This is a genomic window from Clostridium manihotivorum, assembly GCF_004015185.1.
Taxonomy (GTDB): Bacteria; Bacillota; Clostridia; order Clostridiales; family Clostridiaceae; genus Clostridium_AR; species Clostridium_AR manihotivorum.
On sequence record NZ_CP025746.1, the window covers coordinates 1,333,254 to 1,357,976 of the forward strand.

General features: G+C 33.2%; 24 protein-coding genes. All 24 read left to right on the top strand.

The window, feature by feature from the left end:
• The first annotated feature begins 15 nt into the window (after positions 1 to 15).
• The 24 genes from C1I91_RS05995 to C1I91_RS06095 all read left to right on the top strand — a co-directional run bounded on the left by C1I91_RS05995 (position 16) and on the right by C1I91_RS06095 (position 24,723).
• Positions 16 to 2,457 carry a virulence-associated E family protein gene (locus tag C1I91_RS05995; RefSeq protein ID WP_128212011.1) on the top strand — a complete coding sequence of 814 codons (2,442 nt, stop codon included), beginning with the start codon at positions 16 to 18 and terminating at the stop codon, positions 2,455 to 2,457.
• A gap of 282 nt (positions 2,458 to 2,739) precedes the next feature.
• Positions 2,740 to 2,889: a hypothetical protein gene (locus tag C1I91_RS28060; RefSeq protein ID WP_164880464.1), complete on the top strand. Its 150-nt coding sequence runs from the start codon at positions 2,740 to 2,742 to the stop codon at positions 2,887 to 2,889.
• Entirely contained in the window at positions 2,889 to 3,173 is a 285-nt protein-coding gene (locus tag C1I91_RS06000) for a VRR-NUC domain-containing protein (protein WP_128212013.1), read from the top strand. The genes C1I91_RS28060 and C1I91_RS06000 overlap by 1 nt, the downstream gene beginning before the upstream one ends.
• Entirely contained in the window at positions 3,163 to 4,530 is a 1,368-nt protein-coding gene (locus C1I91_RS06005) for an SNF2-related protein (RefSeq protein ID WP_128212015.1), read from the top strand. The genes C1I91_RS06000 and C1I91_RS06005 overlap by 11 nt, the downstream gene beginning before the upstream one ends.
• A 101-nt stretch (positions 4,531 to 4,631) precedes the next feature.
• Positions 4,632 to 5,183 carry a hypothetical protein gene (locus C1I91_RS06010; RefSeq protein WP_128212016.1) on the top strand — a complete coding sequence of 184 codons (552 nt, stop codon included), beginning with the start codon at positions 4,632 to 4,634 and terminating at the stop codon, positions 5,181 to 5,183.
• A gap of 371 nt (positions 5,184 to 5,554) precedes the next feature.
• Positions 5,555 to 5,965: a terminase small subunit gene (locus C1I91_RS06015; protein WP_128212017.1), complete on the top strand. Its 411-nt coding sequence runs from the start codon at positions 5,555 to 5,557 to the stop codon at positions 5,963 to 5,965.
• A 197-nt stretch (positions 5,966 to 6,162) separates the two neighbouring features.
• Entirely contained in the window at positions 6,163 to 7,404 is a 1,242-nt protein-coding gene (locus tag C1I91_RS06020; protein ID WP_128212018.1) for a PBSX family phage terminase large subunit, read from the top strand.
• A 120-nt stretch (positions 7,405 to 7,524) separates the two neighbouring features.
• Positions 7,525 to 9,513: a phage portal protein gene (locus C1I91_RS06025; protein ID WP_128212019.1), complete on the top strand. Its 1,989-nt coding sequence runs from the start codon at positions 7,525 to 7,527 to the stop codon at positions 9,511 to 9,513.
• Positions 9,514 to 9,576: 63 nt separating this feature from the next.
• The gene (locus C1I91_RS06030; RefSeq protein ID WP_128212020.1) at positions 9,577 to 10,518 is read left to right on the top strand and encodes a hypothetical protein; all 942 of its coding nucleotides are present in this window, start codon (positions 9,577 to 9,579) and stop codon (positions 10,516 to 10,518) included.
• Between the two features lie 46 nt (positions 10,519 to 10,564).
• The gene (locus C1I91_RS06035; protein ID WP_128212021.1) at positions 10,565 to 11,461 is read left to right on the top strand and encodes an HK97 family phage prohead protease; all 897 of its coding nucleotides are present in this window, start codon (positions 10,565 to 10,567) and stop codon (positions 11,459 to 11,461) included.
• A gap of 2 nt (positions 11,462 to 11,463) precedes the next feature.
• Complete coding sequence (locus C1I91_RS06040; RefSeq protein ID WP_128212022.1) at positions 11,464 to 12,576, top strand: phage major capsid protein; 1,113 nt, start codon at positions 11,464 to 11,466, stop codon at positions 12,574 to 12,576.
• A gap of 62 nt (positions 12,577 to 12,638) precedes the next feature.
• Positions 12,639 to 12,779, top strand: a complete 141-nt coding sequence (locus C1I91_RS28065) for a hypothetical protein (protein WP_164880465.1) — start codon at positions 12,639 to 12,641, stop codon at positions 12,777 to 12,779.
• Between the two features lie 11 nt (positions 12,780 to 12,790).
• The gene (locus C1I91_RS28070; protein ID WP_164880466.1) at positions 12,791 to 12,940 is read left to right on the top strand and encodes a hypothetical protein; all 150 of its coding nucleotides are present in this window, start codon (positions 12,791 to 12,793) and stop codon (positions 12,938 to 12,940) included.
• Positions 12,941 to 12,950: 10 nt separating this feature from the next.
• A complete protein-coding gene (locus C1I91_RS06045; protein ID WP_128212023.1) occupies positions 12,951 to 13,535 on the top strand; it encodes a head-tail connector protein in 585 nt (194 codons plus the stop codon).
• The gene (locus tag C1I91_RS06050) at positions 13,532 to 13,831 is read left to right on the top strand and encodes a phage head completion protein (RefSeq protein ID WP_128212024.1); all 300 of its coding nucleotides are present in this window, start codon (positions 13,532 to 13,534) and stop codon (positions 13,829 to 13,831) included. The genes C1I91_RS06045 and C1I91_RS06050 overlap by 4 nt, the downstream gene beginning before the upstream one ends.
• Positions 13,832 to 13,834: 3 nt before the next feature.
• Positions 13,835 to 14,245 carry an HK97 gp10 family phage protein gene (locus tag C1I91_RS06055; protein WP_128212025.1) on the top strand — a complete coding sequence of 137 codons (411 nt, stop codon included), beginning with the start codon at positions 13,835 to 13,837 and terminating at the stop codon, positions 14,243 to 14,245.
• Entirely contained in the window at positions 14,245 to 14,634 is a 390-nt protein-coding gene (locus tag C1I91_RS06060) for a hypothetical protein (RefSeq protein WP_128212026.1), read from the top strand. Before C1I91_RS06055 ends, C1I91_RS06060 begins: the two co-directional genes overlap by 1 nt.
• Before the next feature lie 33 nt (positions 14,635 to 14,667).
• Positions 14,668 to 15,546, top strand: a complete 879-nt coding sequence (locus C1I91_RS06065) for a major tail protein (protein WP_128212027.1) — start codon at positions 14,668 to 14,670, stop codon at positions 15,544 to 15,546.
• Between the two features lie 10 nt (positions 15,547 to 15,556).
• Positions 15,557 to 15,886, top strand: coding sequence for a phage tail assembly chaperone G (gpG, locus tag C1I91_RS06070; protein ID WP_128212028.1), 330 nt, complete (start codon positions 15,557 to 15,559; stop codon positions 15,884 to 15,886).
• A 219-nt stretch (positions 15,887 to 16,105) separates the two neighbouring features.
• Positions 16,106 to 16,402, top strand: a complete 297-nt coding sequence (locus tag C1I91_RS06075; protein WP_128212029.1) for a hypothetical protein — start codon at positions 16,106 to 16,108, stop codon at positions 16,400 to 16,402.
• Between the two features lie 43 nt (positions 16,403 to 16,445).
• A complete protein-coding gene (locus tag C1I91_RS06080) occupies positions 16,446 to 18,836 on the top strand; it encodes a phage tail protein (RefSeq protein ID WP_128212030.1) in 2,391 nt (796 codons plus the stop codon).
• Entirely contained in the window at positions 18,836 to 19,555 is a 720-nt protein-coding gene (locus C1I91_RS06085) for a distal tail protein Dit (protein ID WP_128212031.1), read from the top strand. The genes C1I91_RS06080 and C1I91_RS06085 overlap by 1 nt, the downstream gene beginning before the upstream one ends.
• A gap of 13 nt (positions 19,556 to 19,568) precedes the next feature.
• On the top strand, positions 19,569 to 22,010 hold the full coding sequence (locus C1I91_RS06090) for an SGNH/GDSL hydrolase family protein (protein ID WP_128212032.1): 2,442 nt from the start codon (positions 19,569 to 19,571) through the stop codon (positions 22,008 to 22,010).
• Between the two features lie 43 nt (positions 22,011 to 22,053).
• Entirely contained in the window at positions 22,054 to 24,723 is a 2,670-nt protein-coding gene (locus C1I91_RS06095; RefSeq protein ID WP_128212033.1) for a phage tail spike protein, read from the top strand.

Consider the following 24,723-nt stretch of genomic DNA (forward strand, 5'->3'; position numbering starts at 1 on the left):
AAAGGAGGTGGTAATTTGGAATTAAAAGAAAATAAGCCAAATTTGAAAATAAAATATGATGGTTCCATTACTATAGCCACCGGAAAAAGTAAAAAAGAAACTCACTGGAAAAACAAAAACATGCTGTACTCAGATTTAGTAGAAAAGCTTAGGTCTACAACTAGAACACCTGAGACTTACAGCGAGTACAAGAAAATGCCTAAGACTGAACGTGACAGAATAAAAGATGTTGGTGGATTTGTAGGTGGAAGTCTTAAGAATGGTAGACGTAAAGCTGAGAATGTAGCTAACAGAACTCTTTTAACTCTAGATCTTGATTATGTAAATGGTGATGTATGGTCCAGTATAGAATTACTCTTTGACTTCTCATGTATTACTTATTCAACTCATACACATGCACCTGATAATCAAAGATTAAGATTAGTTATTCCACTAGCTAGACCAGTACTTCCAGATGAATACCAGGCGATAGCTAGAATGGTGGCTGATGATTTAGGCATAGACCAGTTCGACGATACTACCTATGAACCTGTAAGGCTTATGTACTGGCCTAGCACTTCATGTGATGGTGAGTATATCTTTAAGTATCAAGACCTAGAATGGCTTAATCCTGATGATGTACTAGCTAGATATACTTTTGGATGGCAGGATGTAAGTTATTGGCCTGAAAGTTCCAGAGCTAGGGCAAAGTTAAACTTAGCTATTAAAAAGCAAGAAGACCCACTTACCAAAAAAGGTGTGATAGGTGCTTTTTGTAGGACTTACACAATAAGTGAAGCAATAGCTGAGTTTATACCTGATATTTATATCCCTGGTGCGGATGATACTAGATATACATTCAGCGAAGGAAGTACAACAGGTGGAATAGTTGTTTATGAAGATAAGTTTAGCTATAGCCATCATGGAACAGATCCCGCTAGTAATACCTTATGTAATGCCTTTGACTTAATAAGAATACACAAGTTTGGACATTTGGATGATGAAGTAAGAATTGATACAAAGCCGGATAACCTTCCATCTTTTAAGGAAATGGTTGAACTTGCAACAAATGACAGTAAAGTTAGAATCCAATTGGGTAAAGACAGAATAGAAGCTGCTAAAGATGAATTTGAAAGTATAGAAGATGGAGAACAGGAAGTCAAAGAAGCAGATGAAAAGTGGCTAGCATTACTATCTTATTCTAAACAAGGACAAATTAAAGCAACCATTGATAACGTAAAAATTATATTAGAAAATGACCCTAACATCAAGGATAAACTAGCTTACAATGAGTTTAGCTATAGAAATACAATTAAAGGGAAACTTCCTTGGAATAATGAAAATAAAATACGATTTTGGAATGATAACGATGAAGCTGGAATTAGGCACTATTTGGAAAAGGTTTATGACATTACAAGAGCTACTCAGGTTATCAATGATGCATTGATACTGATATTTAATCAAAATAAGTTTCATCCGGTTAGAGATTATTTGAACAGCTTAATTTGGGATAAGAGAGAAAGAGTTGAAACTGTTTTGATTGATTATTTTGGTGTAGAAGATAACGTATATACAAGAGCCGCATCAAGAATATTTATTTGTGGTGCTGTAGAAAGAATATTTAATCCTGGTTGCCAACTTGATTATGTTACCACAATCGTAGGGAAACAAGGAATTAGAAAAGGTACTTTTTATAGACTAATGGCAAAAAAAGATGATTGGTACACTGAATTAGCGACTATAAAGTACAAAGAAGCAATAGAGGAAACTATGGGGAAATGGATTGTTGAAATGGCAGAAATGGCGCCAACTAAGAAAAGTGAAATAGAAGAAATGAAAGCTTTTATAACTAATAAAAGTAAAACCATTAGAATGGCGTATGCTCACAATCCTACAGATATACCAAGACAATATGTTTTGGTTGCTTCCACTAATGAACCAACCTTTTTAAAGGATCCAACAGGGGATAGGAGATATTTACCCGTAGATGCTGATATGGATAAAGCAACTAAAAGTGTAGTGGATGATTTAAAAAATGATGTGGATCAGATATATGCTGAAGCAGTTGAAATATATAAAAAGTTGAAGAACAAAGCTTTAATGTTAGGCAAAGAAGAAGAAACTTTAGCTTCTATAGAGCAAGATAATCATAGAATTGTAGATGATGAAGAAAGTACTATTATAGAATTCTTAGATACTCCTTTGCCAAAGGATTGGTATGAAAAAGAATTATATGAACGTCAGCAGTATTTTAATGACTCTTTATCTCCTAAGGTTAAAAAAGAAGATGGCTTTTTAAGGGATAGGATATGTGTAAAAGAAATATTAAATGAGCTCTATGGTGTATCTGGGAAAATAGATATAAGAGATTCAACTAGAATAAATAAAATATTGCAAGGGTTAAAAAACTGGGAGAAGCAGAAATCACCATTAAGAATTAGTGGATATGGGCTTCAAAGGGGATATTATAGAACCTAAAAAATGTAAACAGATGTATACAGTATTTTGAAATTCTGTATACATCTTAAAGTAAGTAATATCAAGGCTTAAGGCTATTATGTATACAATGTATACAGGTTTCTATATAGGAGTAGTATATTTTATAGATAATTATAGGGTTATTACGTGAAACAAACCTATAATTATCTACATATTATTACACTCAATAAGAAAAACGTGTATACACTGTATACAAAATGCTATAAAGCATTGATTTTACTAAGTTTAACATGTATACAACAATTATTTTGGAGGATCAATATGAAGATTAAAATATATAAAGATGGAGAACAAGCAATAGGAAAAGAGTGCGAAGGATGTAAAACCAAAACAGGAGTATTTTATGATAAAAAAAGTGATTTTTTCCTTTGTTCAGAATGTGAGTATAAATTAAACAGTGGTACTAAATAATGAATGAAAGTACTATTGAAAAAAGACTAAAAAAAGAAATTGAGTTGATTGGTGGTAAAGCATTAAAGTTTGTTAGTCCAGGGGTGTCTGGAGTGCCTGATAGGATTGTTCTTTTACCACATGGAAGAATTGTCTTTGTAGAACTTAAAGCACCAGGTGAAAAACCTAGAAAAATTCAAGAATATAGAGCTAGAGAATTAAGAGATTTAGGGTTTGAGGTTAAAGTAATAGACTCAATAGAAAAAGTTAAAGAGTTTGTAGGTGAGTTAAGAGATGAGATTTAATCCTTATGAATATCAAAGATATGCCATAAATCACATTATAGATAATACAGCAGCAGGATTATTCCTAGACATGGGAATGGGGAAAACAGTTAGTACTTTAACTGCAGTAGATGAATTAATATTCTTAGGTGAAGTTAGCAAGGTTTTAGTTATAGCACCACTTAGAGTAGCTGAAGATACGTGGAGTACTGAAGTTCAAAAGTGGGACCATCTTAAACACTTGAGAATATCAAAGATTTTAGGAAATCAAAAGCAAAGGTCTATAGCTGTTAGTATGCCAGCAGATATTTATGTTACCAATAGAGAAAATGTTGATTGGTTAGTAAAACAATACTTCAATAATTGGCCCTTCGATATGTGCGTTATTGATGAATTATCAAGTTTTAAGTCTTCTAAGGCAGTAAGGTTTAGATCACTTAAAAAAGTAAGACCTTATTTTAAGAGAATAGTTGGACTTACTGGTACACCAGCACCTAATAGTTTAATAGATTTATGGCCGCAAGTTTACTTACTTGATGGTGGAAAAAGATTAGGTAAAACAATAACAAGCTATCGAGAGCAATACTTCAGAGCAGGAAGAAGAAATCAGTATGTAGTTTATAACTGGGAGCTTAGAGAAGGAGCCGAGGAAGCTATTCATCAAAAAATAGGTGATATCTGTATAAGCATGATGGCTAAAGATTATCTAGATCTACCTGAAAGAATTGATAATGAAATCAATATAAATCTTCCTGAAAATGTTGTTAATAGATACAAGCAGTTAGAAAAAGATTTAGTTTTAGAACTTGGAGAAGATGATATTACTGCAGCTAATGCAGCAGTACTTACAAACAAGTTATTACAGATGTCCAATGGAGCAATCTATAGTGAAGATAAGAATATTATAGAAATACATGAAGAAAAACTAAAAGCCTTGTTAGAAATTATAGAAGCAGCAAATGGAAAGCCAGTTTTAATATTTTATAGTTTTAAACATGATTTACTTAGGATAATAAAATACCTTAAGGTGAATAAATTAAAAGCAGTAGAGCTTGGCGGTTCAGATGATATTAAGAAGTGGAATAATGGTGAGATACCAATACTATTAGTTCATCCAGCTTCAGCAGGACATGGTTTAAATCTTCAGTATGGTGGTAATATTATTGTTTGGTTTGGACTTACATGGAGCCTAGAATTATATCAGCAAGCTAATGCAAGACTTCACAGACAGGGTCAAAAGGAAAGTGTAATAATACATCATCTAGTTTCTAAAGGTACTGTTGATGAAGATGTTATTAAAGCATTAGCAAGTAAAGAAGTCAATCAGAATACCCTACTTGAAGCTGTAAAAGCAAGATTAAATAATATTAGGGGGTAAGTTTTATGGTTGGATTTTTATTAGGGCTAGTAATAGGTGGCAGTTTAGGTGTTATAATTTCATCTTTACTATTAGCTAATAAAAAATAAGGAGGTTTCTTGATGGAAGAGAAAATAATGAATTATGAAGATGCCGTTAAGCTTGGCATTAGAGAAGGCATTAGATATATAAAAGACCAGGAATACCATAAGACAAAAAAGCGTTATGACAGAAGATTAAGAAATACTAGACTTCTTTTAAAACATTATAGAAGTTTAATAGCACATAATAAAATATCTGAAAATACAACAATTAGAATTTATGAAAAAAATGCAATAGATGAACTAGATGATTTAGATGCAGTAGATGATGAAGAACAATATGTGCAGGCACTTAGTAAAACTAAAATTAGAACTCTATTAATTATAGTGCACATAAATAAAGCTTTGAATTATTATGAGGCTATATGCAAAAGTGATGGAAAGGCAAAAGAGAGAAGATATCAAATAATTAGATACTTATACATTGATGAAGTAGAAGATGATATTATGCCAAGTTATGAACAAGTTGCAGAACATTTTAACTATAATGTCAGAACGATTGGCAGAGATGTGAGAGCTGCAATTGAAGATCTTAGTATTTTATTCTTCGGAATTGACGGAATAAAACTATAAAATAATAAACAGTATTTATATAAAAACACGACAAAAATGTCCTTCTAAAAATGACTTAAAAGTAAGTGATAAAGCCAAAGTTATATTAAAATGGAGTCTTAAAAATGTCCTTTTCTATGTCCTTGACGTGCACTATAGAATAAAGTACTATGATATTGAGCAAAAATGTAAATCAGCAAAGCACTTAGTGAATAACTAGGTGCTTTTTCTTTTTTTTTGTAAGAAGGTGAGTATCGTGAAATATATAGTGCCTAAGAAGCAATTTAAGAAATGCAGTAAATGTGAATATGGTACAAAGCTACATGAGGGCAAAATATATTGTCCTTTTTTTAGTTGCTTTAAAAAAGGTGAATAACTAGGTGGTGATATTTATGAGTGGTAATCAAGGAAAAGGTGGAGGTAAGCCTTTAAAGTGGAAAAGTCCTAAAGAACTGCAAAATAAGATAGATGAATACTTTAAGTGGGCTGAAAATAATAAAAAACATGTATCAGTTACTGGTTTAGCATGGTGGTTAAGGTGTGATAGATCAACATTGCTAAACTATGAAAATGCTGAGGAAAATGGATGGTTGAATAGACTCAATTATGAAACAAAGATGAAGTATGTAAGCGCGATAAAAGAAGCCAAGTTGAGAATAGAAGCAGAGTACGAAGATAGGCTGTTTTATAAGAACTCAGTTACTGGTGCAATTTTTACTCTTAAGAATAATTATGGTTGGGTAGATAAACAAGAAATAGTTAACACAGATAATAATATTAATATAACTTTGAAAGATGAATAAATATACGATATTTAATGCATAAAAACACTATTTGTGTATATTTATACCGCATAAAATTCATGTTAGTAATTAAATATGGTGTTCAAATTGCTAGAATGGCTTTAATACTATGTTTGAAGCTATTTTTATTATTTCGTTAAAGATTTATTTAGCGAAATAATTTAAAAACGGTATGCATAACGAAGGAGGTGCTATATGTGCCATCATTAAATATTAGTATATCGAAGAAGCTGTTTAATGAAGTTTACCTACCACAATTAGAAAACTATAGCACAAGATTTAATGTACTTTATGGTGGTGCTGGTTCTGGTAAATCTCATTTTGCTGTTCAAAAGATGATTTACAAGTATCTTAAATATCCAAATCGTAAGTGTTTGGTTATAAGAAAAGTACAGGCTACATTAAGAGATTCTATCTTTTCTCTATTTAAATCTGTATTGGCAGATTGGCAGTTATACGACAGATGCGATATCAAGGATAGTTTATTAACTATAGAGCTTCCAAATGGCTCTATTTTTATTTTTAAAGGACTTGATGATCCTGAAAAGATTAAGTCTATAGCAGGCATTGATGATATATTAATCGAAGAAGCTACAGAGTTAGGTTTGGATGATTACTCCCAACTTAACTTACGTTTAAGATCTAAAAACCCTTATAACCAAATACACGTCATGTTCAATCCAGTGTCAAAAGCAAATTGGGTATATAAACAATGGTTTAGTGCAAGTGGATATAATAAAGAGTCTACTGTAGTTTTACACACTACTTATAAAGATAATAAGTTCTTACCTCAAGAGTACATTGATGCACTTCTTGAGATGGAAAAGACTAATCCAATTTACTTTAGGATTTATGCGCTTGGTGAATTCGCTACTTTAGATAAGTTAATATACACTAACTGGAAGGTTAGAGAATTTGACTATAGGGACTTAATAAAGACTGATAGAAGTTTAAGAGCTTTGTTTGGCTTAGACTTCGGATATATAAATGACCCTTCAGCTTTCATAGCTAACTTAGTAGGACTAGAGAAAAAGAAGATTTACATCTTTGATGAGTTCTACGAAAAAGGTCTTCTAAATGATGAGATAGCAAAGAAGATAATTAGAAAAGGCTATCACAAAGAAGTAATAACTGCAGATAGCGCAGAGCAAAAGTCTATTGAAGAAATTAAACAAGCTGGTGTACATAGAATTAGACCAGCAAGAAAAGGTAAAGACAGTATTCTTAATGGTATTCAATTCATCCAGCAATTTGAAATAATAGTTCATCCTTCGTGCACTAACACGATTGAAGAACTTAAAAACTATACATGGATTAAAGATAAAGTTACTGGTGAGTATATCAATAAACCAGTCGATAATTACAACCATTTGCTTGATGCACTTAGGTATTCAGTTGAAGATGTTAAGAAGCCGAGGTTTAGACTAGATTTCGCTTAGGAGGTGAGACCGATAGGACTATTTAATTTTACTAAGAAGAATGTTACTAAGGCTATAAATACAGCAAGGTCAAAGTTATATGAAGGATATTTTAATCAAGTTATAACGATACCTCCTAGTATGAATACATCTGATTTCTTAAGGGCATACGGTCAGATAGGTTGGTTATTTGCATGTGTCAATAGAATATCTCAAAATGTAGCTAGTAATGAGTGGAAGGCCTATAAAGGTGAAACAGTACAGCAAAGTTCATTAGCCTTAAACGTGCTTAAGAGACCTAATCCATTTATGTCTCAGTTTCAGCTTATGTGGAAGACTGTAGCTTTTTTAGAGCTAACAGGTAAGTGCTACTGGTACATTGCTAAAGATGGTATTGGAAGGCCTAAAGAAATATGGTGTATAAGTCCAATGGATATGTGGGTAGTACCAGATAAGGATAATTACATTAAAGGGTATATGTATAAAGCTGGAGCTCAGCAAATACCTTTGTCTGTAGATGAGGTTATAGCTTTCCAACTTCCAGACTTAATAAACCCTTATAGCGGTGTAGGACCTTCACAAGCTGCAGCTAATGACCTAGAAGCTGATAAGTATACAAGCCAATATGTGAGAAACTTTTTCTATAATGATGCTAAGCCCGCAGGTATTGTCAACTTTCCAGATATAAGTGACGAAGACTACGAAAGGGCTAAAGCACAATGGAATGATAAATATAAAGGAGTTGAGAACTCCAACAAAATAGCTTTTGCTCGTGGTGGTGAAGTAACATTTACCCCAATCACCATGAACATAAAAGATCTAGACGTAAGTAACTTAAAGGATAAGAGTAGAGATGGTATCTTGGGAACATTCGGTGTACCTAAAAGCATATTAGGTATTACAGATGATGTTAATAGAGCTAATGCAGAAACTGCAGAATACACTTTTGCTAAGCATACTATTAAGCCTGTTTTACAGCTCATTCAAGATATTCTTAACAATGAGTATGTACCAATGTTTAAAGAACAGAGTGAGTTGAAGTTTGTTGATCCAGTTCCTGAAAACAAGGAGTTTACTAAGTCGGTTCTTGATAGCCAAGTTGATAAGTCTATTACAAAGAATGAAGCAAGGGAAGTATTAAATAAGCTCCTAGGACTCAATTTAAAGCCTTTAATTGGTGGAGATGTAATATATCAGCCAGTCACTCAACAACCAATGGGAACAGCTCTACCGACTCAACAGAGTGCTCCTAAAGAAGATGATAAACCAGTTGAAGAAGAGCCACCTAACGAACCTACTAAAAGCGTAAAAAAAAACATGCTTTCAAAGGGAGTTAGGAAGAAAATTGCAAGGCTAATTGAAAAAAACAATAAGACTAGGCAAGAAGATTTTTTAAAACTTGCTGAGCCTTTGCAGAATGAATTTAATAAAATTATTAAAAGCTATTTCAATGATATGCAAAAAGATGTAGTAAGTAAAATACTTGATGGAAGTAAAGACCCTGTGGACCTTAAGAAATGGAATAAGGAACTGCAGGATAAGACAATAGCTTTATATGTAAAATGCTTCAAAGCTGGTGGTGAGTCAGTTGTAAATGAGTTTAAGGATATAGGTAATTACATTCACAAAGACACTGGAGTAAGCTTTAATATAAAAGATCCTAAGGTACAACAAAGGATTAAGAATAAAGTATCTAATATAACGAAGGTTAATGATGATACGAAGGACAGAGTTAAGGATATTATAGAAGACCTGTATAATAGCGAAGATGATTTCACTATTAGAGAGATAGCTAAGAAGATTGCTGCAGAAGATTTCTATGAGTTTAGTCCAGCAAGAGCCAAAACAGTAGCGCAAACTGAAACTATGACAAGTTTAAATCAAGCTACGATCGAAGGTTATAAACAGAATAGTGACTTAATAGACGGCAAGGCATGGCTACCATCTTATCATAATACACGGCAATCTCATATTGATGCAGGGAATGAGTACAGCATGGATAGTCCAATATCTGTAGATGAACCTTTTAATGTAGGTGGATATGATTGTGAATGCCCTGGTGACGATAGCTTACCAGCTTCAGAGGTTGTTAATTGTGCTTGTTGTATGAGCCCAGTAATAAATATTTAGTGGTAATAAGAGGAATTTGTCCTTTTTTGTAGAATTTAATCTATAAAAAAGGAGGCGATGAATTTGACATCAAAAAATGAAAAGATTAAGGAAGTATTAGAGAAAGAAATAATTGAAGAAGAAGAATGTTTTGTTATTATGCCTATAAGTGATCCAGATGGTTATAAAACAGGGCATTTTAAAATGGTCTATGATGATATTTTTAAGAAAGCTATCATAGATGCAGGGTTTAAGCCATATAGAGCAGATGATTCAAAGTCAGGTAACATGATTCAAATAGATATCGTAAAGAGAATAATAGAAGCTCCTATGGCAATCTGCGATTTGAGCAGTAAAAACCCTAATGTATTATTTGAATTGGGTATAAGGCAAGCCTTTGATAAACCAGTTTTATTGGTTCAAGAAGTTGGCAACGGAAGAATTTTTGATATAAATACAATTAATACTTATGAATATAAAAAAGAATGTATATACTCAGAAGTTTTGAACGACCAACGTGAAATAAGTTCAATGCTAAAGGCAACATATGAAAGCCATTCAAAGGGTGTTGGTATAAACTCCTTAATAAGATTGATAAATATTTCGCCTGCAGTATATAATACTACAGGCAAAGTTGATTCTGATGAGATGTTAAAGGTAATATTTAGTGAAATTTCAGGGCTGAAAAATGAGTTTTCAAGAAATAGGAGGAGTTTAAATATGAATAAACACTCTTATAGTTATGTTGAAATTGAAGATGAAGCAAGAAGTCTTTTGCAATCTATTAAAAATGTAGATGATTCTAAAAAATATTTACCTATTGATATTTATAAGAAAAATGCAGAACTTATTCTTTCTAGATGTGAAAAGTTCTTAAATAAATATGAAAATGAAGCTAGAAATTTAGGCTCTACGCAAATAAATAATTTGTTTGCTGATATTAGGTTGGAAAGTATGGGATTGCAAATCGATCTTATACCTAATTATGTCATACAAAATGAACTTGAGATTGATGATGATATTTGATGAATGAAAAGACTTAGTAATAAGTCTTTTTTTTATGTGAAAGAAGGTGAGAGTAATAGGTAAACAACTTAAACAGTTTGTCTTTGAAACAAAAGTCTTAGATGAACAAAATAGAATAATAGAAATGATAGGAAGTACAGAGGATTTTGATAGAGTTGGAGACCGCATGTTTATGAATGGTGTGGTACTTGATAACTACTTGAGAAATCCTATTATTTTGCCTAATCATGATTACCATTCACAAGCTATAGGAAAATCACTTTCAGTTAATGTAGTAGGAAGTAAGCTTATTTTTAAAATACAGTTTGCCGATACGGAGTTAGGTCGAGAGTGGTTTTATTTATATGCTAATAAGTTCATGAATGCAAGTTCAATCGGCTTTATAGGATTGGAGTACAAACCCAATAGTGAAGGTGGTTACGACTTTTTAAAGTGGGAGCTCTTAGAGTTATCCTTGGTAACTGTTCCGTGTAATCCTAATGCTATTCAAAGAGCCTATGAAGATAAAAAAATCTCCAAGGCTCTTTTTGATTTAATCAATAAAAACAATGAGGGGGATACAGACGATATGAAGGTTGAAGAAGTTCAAAAGCTTATTGATAAAGCTGTTGATGAAAAAGTAAAAGCACTAGAAACCAAGCATTCTAATGAAATGTCAGCAAAGGTTAAGGAGATAGAAACTCTTAATGACAAGGTAAAAGAATTAGAAGACCAAGTTAAAGAAAAAGCTGGTGCTTCATTAAGCAAAGCAACTTTAGATTGCTTATGCAAAGCATGTGATGGAATTAGCGAACATGTTAAGTCAATTAAAGATATGTGTGATAATTCTAAGCCTAATAAAGATGGAGAAGAAGATGATGACGAGGCAAAGGAATACTCCGAAGAAGACATCCGAAAGATGGTCTCAGAAAATATAGAGAAATTACTTAAGGAGGCAAAATAATTATGAAGTTAACAGAAAAGCAATTACAAGCAATTATAGCTAGTACAACTGAAGCTGTGTTACAAGAAAAAGGACTTGCTAATGCAATAAGAAAAATCAAGTTCAGTGAAAAGAAACCTGATGAAATGACTAAGGAAGAAAAGACCTTAAGATACTTCCAAGCTAAGATGGACAATAACAGAGCTGAAATAATGAAGTATTGTGGTGGAGTTGAAAAAGACTTAACTGGAGGTACTGCAGGAAGTGGTCAAGAATTACTACCTACTGAATTCCAGGCAGATATCATTGATAGAATAGTTGCGGATCCTAGAGCTCTAAGAAATATGTGTACAGTTGTACCAGTAACTTTCCGTAATGGTACTTGGCCTGTAGGAGCTACTGGTATCAATCTTACTTGGGAGTCTTCTGATACAAATCCATTAACTCCTACTAATCCAACATTCTCAAGTTTAGCTTATTCTGTAAGTAGATTAGACGGTTATACAGCAATAGCTAGAGATTTACTTTCAGATACACCAGTAAATCTTTATGGATATTTAGTAAAGCAGTATTCTAAGGCATTTGTTAAGGCCGAGAACTTAGCTATCATGACTGGTTCAGGTACTAATCAACCTACAGGAATAGTTAATACTCCAGGAATACTAACCGTACCAAGTATAAATGCTGGCGGAAGCAATGTATTGTCATGTGATGATTTAGTAGGCCTTCCATACTATGTAGATGTTACTTACAGAGATGGAGCAGCATATTATATGAACACAGGTGCAGTAAGGCAAGCTAAGTTGATGAAGGATACACAAGGTAGATATTTGTGGGTAGATGGAGATATAACTAAAGGTAGACCAGCAACTTTTAATGGTTTCCCTGTATATGAGTTCACTTCTATATTCCCTGAAAATCTAACAGTAAATGCAAAAACAACTTGTTCTGAGCTGCTATTTGGTAATTTGGAATACTATTATCTATTTGATAAAGGTGAAATGGGAAGCGAAATTAATACACAATCAGATCAAGCTTTCAAGAACCATGAAGCACTTGTTAAGATGTGGGAGAGACTTGACGGTAAGTTATCTATCCCTAAGTCATTTGCATTATTAACTGGTTTCCTAAAGTAGTTTTTATATAGAGCAGGAGGGCTTTATAGCTTTTCTTGCTCGTATTGATTGGAGGAATAAGCATGAGAATAAAGATGTTAACAACAGTTTCAAGGACTGAATTAGGTATGATGTCAGACTTAAGGGAAGGCGAAGTTTATAACATAGATGATGAACTAGCAAATAAGCTAATTGAAGATGATAAGGCAGAATTCGATATTTAGGAGGAAAAGCTATGAAGTGTGTAAAGATAACAGTACCATTCCAAAATTATAGAGTTGATGATATAGCAGCATTTGAGGATAAAGTAGCTGATAAGGTTATAGACAAAGGATTCGGAGAAGAAGTAGAAGCTGAAAGCACAAAAATAGAGAAAAAGAAGTAGGTGAGTGCATATGGCACTAGTTGCTTTAAGTGATGTAAAAAGTTATCTAGGAATTTCAATTATAGATACTACAGATGATAACTTTTTAAATCTACTAATAAGCGGTGTTCAGGAAATGGTAGAAAACTATTGTGAAAGACATTTTGAAGTTAATACCTATACTGAACAGCACATAATAAATCATAAGATTTTTACTAGGGAATATCCTATTAAGTCTGTTGATAAGATTACTAGATTTGGTACAGGTGTAATTAATTTAGATACCAATGAAGTAACCAATTATAAAATAGTTAATTCTTATATAGACTTACTAGATTATCAATACTTAACAATGTCCAACAGACTAAATTATTTAAACTCTGAGGAAAGCTATGTTGAAATTACTTATACAGCTGGTTATGATACTGTACCTTTTGACCTTCAGCTTGCGGTTATTAAGCTTGTAGTTTTAGAGTATAAGAAGTCCAGGGAGGATAGACTTGGAGTTGAGAGCGAGAGAGAAGGGGCAGTACAAAGGGTATACGAGAAGAAAGATAGTGAGATGCCTTTAGAGATTGAAAAGGTACTAATAAGGTATAAGAAGGTAAGCCTATGATCCTTAGAGATAAGATTGATATATTAAAACCAGTTCAAACCAAGGATGAAAGCATTGGAAGAGTAATAACAACTTATCCAATAGATAGAAGTATAAGAGCTGACTTCCAACCTTTAACCTATAATATTCAGAGAAAACCTTATGGAATAACTGATAAAACATCACATCTTATATTCTGTAAGGATTTTGGTATAACTGCAGCTAATAGAATAGGATTTGAAGGAAAGCAGTATAGTATAGACTCTATACTATACTATAAGAGCCATATAGAAATTTATGTCCAGGTGGTGATATAAGCTATGGATGATATTGATAAAGCTCTTGAGGATTGGAAAAGAAGAGTAGATGAGAAAACAAAGTCTATAGTATCTCAATTCGATAAAGGTATTGTAAAAGCTGCCTTTTTTGCTGAAGGAAAAGCTAAGGAAAATGCTATGAACGAAATTTATAATACACCTGTACCTACTACTAAAAGTGGTAAGCCAAAATGGAAAAGAACAGGATTATATAAAGCTTCTATAGGAAGTGGTATCAATCCAGATAAAGAGCACTCAGGAATACTATTTAATAGTGTTCCATATGCTAAGCATTTAGAATTTGGTACATCAAGGGGTATTAAAGGCAAATACATTTTAACCAATGCTATAACTAAGAATGTAGCAGATATAAAGAATATAATAAAACAGCATATAAGAGAGGTGACTAAATAGTGGTTGACATAAGACCTGAGGTATATGCGATACTAAAAACTATAGCACCTACTTATCCAGAATATCCAGAAATTCTCACTCAATGCGCTGAGGCTAATAATCCGGTACCACAAGAATATTTTCCTATGATTAGTTATTTTGATAGTGGTCATGATAGTGACAGTTACTTTGATGGTAAAGCTACTACAGATGATATTGAGGTAACTATAGATTGTTGGGAAAGACAAGACTTTAATACTGGAGAATTTAAGGAAATTTACTTTGATGTAGATAGATTGATGAGGAATAATGGATTTCGCAGAACTATGTATTTGAAACAAAGCGAAGATGATACTAGAATAGTTCATCATTCAATGAAATATAAAAAGCTCAAAGAAGAAACACCGTAAAGGTGTTTTATTTATTATGAGGGGGTTAATTTAATGAGTAATTTTGTTAATGTAGATTCGCTGTATTATGCAATAATGACTAAAGATGATGTAACAGGGGTAAGTTATGGACCAGTAAAACCACTAGCAGCGGCAGCTAAAATATCAGTTGATCCGGATGTAAAAGTTGGTGACTTTGATGCAGATGGAGTAAAAAATGAAAGAGTTCAAGTACCTAATGGAGGAAAAATTAGCCTAGATGTTGAAACACTGCCACTAGAAACTCAAGCTGATATATTCGGACATACTTTAGATGGAGTGGGAGGAATAATTTACAACAGAGATGATAGGGCGCCATTTCTAGCTATACTATATAGAAGGACTAAAGGAAATGGTAAAAATAGATATGTAAAAGTTTATAAGACTATGTTCCAGGACCCGAAACAAGATGCTGAGACAATAGGTAATAATGTAAAAATACAGAATGATACCATAGAGGGCGTTTATTTACCTAGGAAATACGATAAAAAAGATAGATATTCAATTGATGAAGAGTCAACTGGGTATGTAGATGTTTCAACTACATTCTTTAACACTATAGAAAACTCTGATATCGTTCCGCCAACTATAGCCAGTACGGTACCAGCAGCAAATGCTACCGGAGTAGCTGCTAACACAACTTTTACATGGACATTTAGTGAGAGCTTAGCTCCTTCAACAGTAACACCAGCTAACTTCTATTTAATTAAGGACTCAGATGGAAGTATAGTAGGAGCTACAGTAGTTTATAATGATGCTACTAAAACAGTAATATTAACTCCTACTACACCACTATCTAGTGCATCCAAGTATTTAGCTGTAGCTGACTCAGATGTAGCAGATAGAGCAGGAAATAAGCTAGTAACAGTAACTAAGATATTTACTACTGCATAGGAGGTAGAGTATGAATATAGTACTTAAATTTAAACAAGATGGAAGCACAAAAAGAACAGAAAAGAAGTTCCAGGCTTCTTTTTTACCAGCTATTTTATTTAAAAGAACGCTTCAACTTAATAAAGAATTTGAAAACATGAGTAGCGACGATATGGATGAAGAAGCAACTGATACAATGGTTCAATACATTGTTGATGTATTTGACAATCAATTTACTTTGGAAGAGTTTTATCAAGGATGTGATATCGAAAATATTCTTCCTAAGTTTAAAGAATGCATTGAAACTGTTATGAATAAGTTTGCTAATAAATCAAAGGAATTATCTGATTTAAACCAGTAAAGGGAGATGGTGAGGAACTGTCTCCCTATGATTTTATATGTGACTTTTATTTAACTCTAATGATGCAAGGGCAAAGCATGGTGGATATAGATAAAATGGATTTTTTCTTTTATATTGATATTTTGATTTACAAGTCTAAGAAAAAAAATAAAGAACAAATAGAAAAATATGATAGAAATGGATTTTAGTTCCTAGTATAATTTAATCAGAGGTGATTATATGAGTACTAAGAACTCTAAAAAGCAAGCTATAGACTCAGCTATAGGTGTAGGCGCAATGTCTCAGCTAAGTAGGAATACTAAGATTAAAAATGCTGGTGAAACACTTCTAATATTTTCATTACTCTCAGCTATTAGTGAAATAATAAAATTCATAATTTTTAAACCTATAGCATTAATTATAAAATTGTTTTGGAAACTCATTGTTTTCATGGCTAAGACTGTATACTATTATATTCCTAAGATTTCATTTCAGTTATGTAAAAAAGTTTATAGGATGATAAAGAAGACCGTTTGATACTGGTCTTTTTTTATTGTCCGTTTAAGGAAGTGATTAAAGTATGGATGAAGATTTAGGCCTAGTCATACCTATACTTGGTAAAGTTGAAGGGTTTCAGGAAGCTATGTCTGCAGTAAAGCAGAGTGCTTCAAATGCATTATCTAACATAAAGGATGCTTTTGGCGCTGTTGGACTTATGGCTGCTAATTATTTAAAAGGCGCTGTTACAGCTGCAGCTAATGGAGAAAAGAATTTTACAGATCTTCAACAGACAATAAAATCCACTGGTGGGGCTGCAGGATATTCAGCAGATCAAATCAAGAAAATGGCAGGAGATGTTTCTTCAGCAACTACCTTTACTGCCGGGGAGGTAATGAAGGGTCAAAATATGCTTCTAACTTTCACTAATATTCAGGGGGATGTTTTTAAACAGGCTACTTCAACTATGATGGATATGTCACAGAAGTTTAAAACCGAAGCTCCACAGGTTGCTATTCAGTTAGGTAAAGCACTTAATGATCCTATTAAGGGGATAACTGCCCTTACCCGTGTTGGTGTTACCTTCACAGCTCAACAAAAAGAACAAATAAAAACTATGCAAGAAGCCGGCAATATGGCAGGAGCTCAGCAAGTTATTCTAAATGAGCTTAATAAAGAATTTGGGGGGCAGGCACAAGCAGCGGCACAAACTTATGACGGTCAAATGAAACAACTGTCAAATACTATGGGAAGCATTAAAGCGACCATAGGAAGTGCTTTACTACCATATCTATTACAGATAGCTAAAACATTAAATGAAGCTGCTAGAAGTGTCTCAGGCTTCGTAAAAGAACATAAAAATTTAATTGCAGGAGTTCTTACAGCTACTGCAGTATTTGGAACATTTATTGGGGGAGCTTCTTTACTTCAAAGGGTAATGGGTATACTAGGTCCTACTGTTAGTGGAATTGGTACATTAATAGGCGGATTAAGTATACCTATAGCAGCAGTAGTAGGAGGAATTGCTTTATTAACAGCTGCTTATATAAAGAATTTCGGAGGTTTTAAAACAACTGTTGATAATGCAATTAAGCCGGTTATTGAAACTTTTAAGAGTTTATTCAATTCATTGAAGGAAGGACATACAATAACATATTCTATTTACAATGCTTTCAAAGGTACATTTGGTGAGGGATTTGCTGAAATAATAACAAGACCTGTAGAAATTATAGAATTTGCTATTAAGGGGCTTGTTGCTATGTTGAAAGGAAACGTAGCTAGTGCTAAGGACATGTTTTATCATATGTTTGGCGGAGATGCTAGTGAGTCGGCAGGCCAAAACGCAACTAAAATAGTTAATATATTAAATGGCGTGAAAAAATTTGTTCTTGATATTATTAGGGGTATCAATGCTGCCATGCCAACGATAGAAGCCGTAGTAAAACAGGTTTTTACAAGCATTGTACAAGTATGGAATAATATTTTAAAACCAGCCTTTGTGATTATTATGAAGGTAGTAAATGATGTTGTAAGTTATATATCCACATATTGGCCTACTATAGAAAAAGTTATAGAGACTGTATTTAATGCTATTGTAAGCGTATGGAACACGCTTCTATATCCAGCTTTACAATTTATTATAAGTATTTTTTCACAAGTTGTAGGTTGGGTAAAAGATAATTTTCCACTTATAGAACAGACCGTAAGCAAGGTTGTAAATTTAGTGGTTTCAGTAATCAAAGGCTTTTTTGATATTGCAGTACCTATATGGAAAGCTGAGTTTACAGTAATAAAAGATGTTGTAATGACTATCTTTAATGTTATTAAGGATGTTGTTAGTACAGCGCTTAGCGTTATAGAGAATGTTATTTCAATGGTGATGAATATAGTTAACGGAAATTGGAGAGCAGCGTGGAATAACTTTACAAGTATAGTTAAGAGTTTATTAGGTGGAGTTGGGAATATCATCCGAGATATATTAAAAGGAATAGGTAATATATTTAGTGATTTAGCTAGTACCGCCTTTAACTGGGGAAAGAATTTAATTGGCGGGTTTATTGATGGAATAAAGGCTATGGCTGGAAAAGCTGCAGATGCAGCACACGGTGTAGTTAAATCTATTAAAAACTTTTTAGGCTTTAATTCGCCTAGTAAAGAAGGTGAAGGAAGAAACATAGTTAAGTGGGGGGCTAATATGATAAAAGGCTTCCAAGATGGTGTAAAATCACAAATACCATCTATGCAAGCACTCCTAAAAACTGCTATACCTAATCTACAAACTCAACTAGATGTGAAAGCGGGATTAACACCTATAAGTAATATTGTATCTAGCTATACACAACCGATACAACAGTCTCCTACTTATTTAATTATGGATAAGCAAGTAGTTGCCAGAATATTAAGTGAGCCAATAAGTCAAAATATGTATTCCTACAATAGCAAAATTTCTCTAGGAAAGGGAGGAAAGTTCTAGTGCTTAATTGGTATAGTATTTTTTTTAATAATAAAGATAGTCTTAGAGATCTAAACTTAAATATAGAGCAGAGACCAAACTTTCCTGTTCCTGAAAGAGATATAAGAATAATAGATATTGATGGTAGAAATGGTAGCTTGACAAGAGATTTAGGCACTTATAAAGATATACCAGTTCCAATTAGTTTTAATCTAGTAGATAGAAACGACATTCATCAAACTGTTAGAAATGTAAAAAGATGGCTAATAGGCAATATAGATAATAGGGAGCTTATTCAAAGTGATGACCCCGATTACTTTTATAAGGTTAAACAGGTAAAGGTAGATAAAGAAATAGAGAGAATGCTTTGGGTAGCTGGTAAATTCACAGCTACTTTTTTATGTGCTCCATTTCAATATTCTAGAAAAGGACAAAATACAATTTCTCTTCGTAAGCCAGGCGAAATATATAATGAAGGTACATTTCAAAGTGAGCCATTAATAACAATATATGGTATGGGAAACATAACAATTGTCATAAATGGCTCACTTATAAATCTTAAAAATATAGATGAATATATGATTATAGATAGTGTTAGTAAAGATGCTTATAAAGATAGTATAAATATGAATAATAGTATGATCGGAGCGTTTCCAATCTTACAGGAAGGTGTTAATAGCATTACTTGGAGTGGTAATGTAGATAGTGTAGAAATAGTTCCAAATTGGTGCTATTTATAGGAGGTAATGAAGAATGCAAGACATAAGACAAATAAACTTTGATATAAATAGAGAAATTTATACTAGGATAGATGCAAAGCAAGGAGATGCTAATAGTAGATTTATAGAATTTACACTTATAAATAACTCACGAGTTATGGATCTTACAAACCATTCTGTAAAAATATATGCTGTAAAGCCAGATAACAATCTTATCTTTAATAACGTAGTTATCGAGGATTCTATAAATGGAAAGGTAATAGCAGAGTTAACCAACCAAGTTCTAGCTATTCCAGGAGAACTTGCTTGCGAGCTTGTGATTTATGGACAGGATAATAGTATTCTTAGTTCAAAGGCATTTAATATAAATGTAATTGCTAGTTTGAGAAATGACGATGCTATCGAAAGTTCTAACGAGTTTGATGCCTTATCTTCAGCTCTATTAGAGGTAAATGACTGGGATAGTAAATTTCAAATGAAGTACGATACTTTAGAAGAAGATTATGCGACTGATTTAACAAATGTAAAAACAAGTGTATCAAATAAAGCTGAATATTCCTATGTAGATAGTAAAGTAGCCGAAGTAGCAAGTGGAGCACCAGATAGAGCATTTTCGACTGTATCGGACTTAACAACTGCCTACCCTAATGGTGATAATAAAAATAAATTAGTTGCTGCAGATGGATGCATATATAACTGGAATGGTTCAGCCTGGCTTAGCACTGGTATAGTATATCAAAGTGCAGGTATAGCAAACAACTCTATAGCAATAAAACATACTAAGTTTATTGCTTATTCAAGCAATTTATTTAATCCTACTGATGTTGTAAGTGGCACACTTTTGAGTGATGGTACACTAACCGCTAATTCTAATTATGTTACTAGCAATTATATTAATGTTTCTGATTTTATAGGAAAATATTTTGCCAATAATGAGCAAGGAGTACCCACTGCTTTCTATGATACTAACAAAAATTTTATACAATACTTTGCAGATGGCAGATATTATAGAAACCAAAAGATACCTACTAATGCAGTATACGCTAGAACTACGGAAACTATAGGCAATAAAAATAATTTCATTTTAACTACTTCTGCAACGCCTTTTACTACTACGCCAACATTTTTACCTTATTTACCTAACAAAATGGATAGTGGGGTAAAAATAGGATTAGATAATTTGCTTGATGAAGTTACAGGGAAATTATCTGTTATAGATTATAATACAAAGAATATAAACGGACTTATTGACTTAGATATGATACCGCCTTACAAATTTAATAGCGATAACTTTTGGGCGATACAAACAGATGCAAGCGTAGACGATAGTTCCTTCCCTATAAATCTAACAATTAATACCGTAAATCCTTACCCTATGATAAGGGGTAAATCTGGAACAATAACAAGCTTGCAACCTGGAAATTATTATTTTTACATTGATATAAATGTAATTTCTAAAAATTTTGATAGCTGTGTAATGAGTTATGCAGTAGAAACTTCCTCAGATCCAATAGCAACGATTACAATAACAAACACTGGTAATTATAGAGTTGCTTTACCTTATACTCTTTCAACTACTCAAACAAGTACAAGGTTTAAATGCGTATTTAGTAATTTTGCAAATATCATAGGTAGCACAAAACAAGCTACTATACAAATAAATAGTGTTCAATTTTTGCAAGTAACTGGCAAACACACTGAGCAATACGCAAGCGACGATATGCTACTTGCAATACAAAGAAGAGGTTTAGACAGTACTGGCAATATTACTTCTGCTAACAATGTAAAATATGCAGATCAAAGCATTTATGCTAATAAAGCATATTACTTAATGTCTAAGTGGGCGGGGAAAAAATTTGTTTCGTTTGGGCACTCTAACGTAGCTCAAAATAGATGGCAACCATACGTTGCTAGTTATCTAGGAATGACACACGTTAATTGCGGCGTGGGTGGTTCTTCTTTAGGCGACTATTGGGACGGAGGCGTTGAAATAAGTAAATCTCCAATGTGCAGTGATGCTAGAATTGCGACCTTACCACCAGATGCCGACCTTATAATGATATTAGCTGGGCAAAATGATATAGCAAGAAAAGTAGATGATAGTGGTTGGCTTGATACTATAGGCCATTATGGAGATACTGGAACAGGTACTTTTTACGGTGCTTATAAGGTTATGTTAGATAAAATATATGCTAGATGTCCTAACGCTAGGATTATCTTAACAAATGATATATTTAGAATTAATCAAGGCGGTGATGGTGGAGAACAAAGAATGGAAAATATAAGGCTAGCTATAGAAGATATAGCTAGGAAAACCGCTTTACCGCTATTTAACACATATCAGCTTTTAGGAATTAATTATTATACGCATCCTATGTACTACCAGGACGGTGTACATTTTAATCCATATGGTGGCTTAAGAATGGCTAATGCTACAATAGGCTTCTTGAAAGCTATAGAACCTATTTTCTCTTAAATTTTATAGGGCCTTAATTGGCCCTTTTAAAGAAGGTGATTAAATGATAATAGTCTATGGCAATATGGAAACGGACTTTAATAATAATGGACTTGCAGTGTTAGATGCACCTATAAGGGCACAAGTTGAAGAGAGGATAAATGGACTCTATACAATAGAATTAGAATATCCATTTGATGAAAGAGGGAAGTACTTAAACATAGCTGAAGATAATATCATTAAGGCACCCACACCGCAAGGAGATCAACTGTTTAGAATATATCAAATAGCAACGACTTTATATAGTATTATTGCTTATGGTAGGCATATATTTTATGACCTATTGGACAATTTTATAGAAGATGCAAGACCTGAGAGCCAAAATGGAGCAGCGGCTTTAGATTGGATACTAAGTCATACACAGTATCCACATAGTTTTAAATGTATGAGTGATATTGGTACTGTAGGTACTGCTTATTATGTTAGAAAAAATCCTGTAGATTGTCTTATCGGAGATATGGATAATTCCTTTATAAAAGTTTGGGGAGGAGAAATAGTAAGAGATAACTTTAACATACAAATGCTTTCAGCTAGAGGTACAGATAGGGGAGTTAGCATAGCATATGGAAAGAACTTAAAGAGCATTGAAAAGCAGTTATTATTAGATGATGTTGTAACAAGGGTAATGCCAACAGGGCTAGACGATAAAAATCAGACTTTGATATTACCTGAGAAATATATAGACTCTCCTAATATTAATGCTTATGCACATCCAAAAATAAGAGAATTTCATTTTCAAGATATAACTGTATCTGATACCCTAACTATAGATCAAGCTTACAATGCATTAAGGCAAAAGGTCTCGGATCTATTTAATATTAATAAAGTAGATATACCAGGTATTAACTATAAAGTAGATTTTCAAGAATTAAGTCAAACCGAGGAATATAAGGACTATGCACAGCTTCAGAGGGTCTATTTAGGAGACACGGTAACAATAAAAGTAGAAAACCCTAAAATAGATGTAAAAGCTAAAATGCTTAGTTATAAATATGACTGTATTCTAGAGTCCTATGATGAAGTTGAACTCGGAAATTTCTTTAAGCCAAGCACAGCAGATACATTTAATTCACTTAATAATTCTGTATCTCAAATAGGTAATACTATAGAAACACAGAAAAGCGACTTATTAAAGGCTATGGAAGTAGCTACACAGATATTAACTGGTGTACAAGGTGGCTACGTATATTATAAAAGAGATGCAGGCGGACAGCCACAAGAAATTTATATAATGGACTCACCTAGTCCAAGTACCGCTCAAAAATGCTTAAGAATGAACTATGAGGGAATAGGAGGAAGTAAGACAGGTATTAATGGTCCTTTTACTCTAGGTATGCTTATAGATGGAACGATAAATGCATCTGTAATTACCACTGGACAACTTTCCGCGGAGCTAATAAAAGCTGGATATTTAAGAAGTAAGGACGGAAGTACATGGATTAATATGGACAATGGCACTTTCAGCTTTGGGGGTAAAATTAATTGGGATGGTAGTAATTTTACCATAAGTGCCGATACCATAAAGGCTGCTATGGGAGTTACAGGAGTTACCAATTTAATCAAAAATTCTAACTTTAAATTAGGATTTTCGAATTGGTGGTTTTATGGAGCAGAGAGCGGTGGTAATTGGTATTTAGGACCTATGTTAGATGGTCGATATAGAGGTTTTTATCCTACTACATTAGGTAAAAGCACAGCTATATATCAATCAATACACAACAAAGATAATTTAACTATGTCTAAAAATACCGATTATTATTTTAGTTGCGTTTTACGTGCCGAGAGCGCAACTAAAGGAGCATCTTGTGGTATAGAAATTTGGAATAATGGTAATGCAGTTAATTATATAGATTTTGGGGGAGTAAACGCTGACGGAAGAAAACTAGTCCAGTGTGACTTTAAAATAACCAATGATTTCGACGAAATAAAATTTAAAGTAACTCATTATGGTGTTACAGACTATAGTGGAGCCTATGTAACCTTTGTAGGTGATTTAATGCTTGCGTCAGGTAGTAATTATGTACCTTGGTGCCCTTCTCCTGACGAGATACACACTGTGAATGTAGATGTATCTAGCTCAGATGGTCTAGTTGTAAGAAACGGTAATATCTCTATAAGAAACAATAATAATGTAGAAGTTTTTAAAGGAGATATAAACGGAAACTTAAATATTTTAGGTGACTTTACTATAGGTGGTCAAGGGGGCGATACAGCATATCATACTAAAGATTGCTCTAAGTGGTCTAAGCCTGATGGAAAGTATGCTTTAATGAACGCCAGTGGTGCTTTTATTAATAATGGTGGAGGTGAAAGACCTATAAAGTCTTTAGATTATGGAGTAGTAAGACCTGGAGTTAAAAATGGTTCTACCACAACGATAGTATTACCGCCAGACTTTCAAGGTATGGGTATAAATCAGGATTTTACGGTAATTTGTAGTTACGGGAACATTGATAGCTCAGCATGGGCACAACAAAACAAAGATGCAGTTAGGACTATATTTGTAAATCTACTAAGCTGGAATAGAGATACGAGAGAGTTAGTAGTACAGCCTTGTTTACAGAAAATTGGAATTGAAACTAAGACTATGTGGGGATGGGATGCAAACACGACAACGCCTGGGAACACTATAGGCGAGGGAGCTATAGATGTTATAGTTGTAGCAAGAATATAG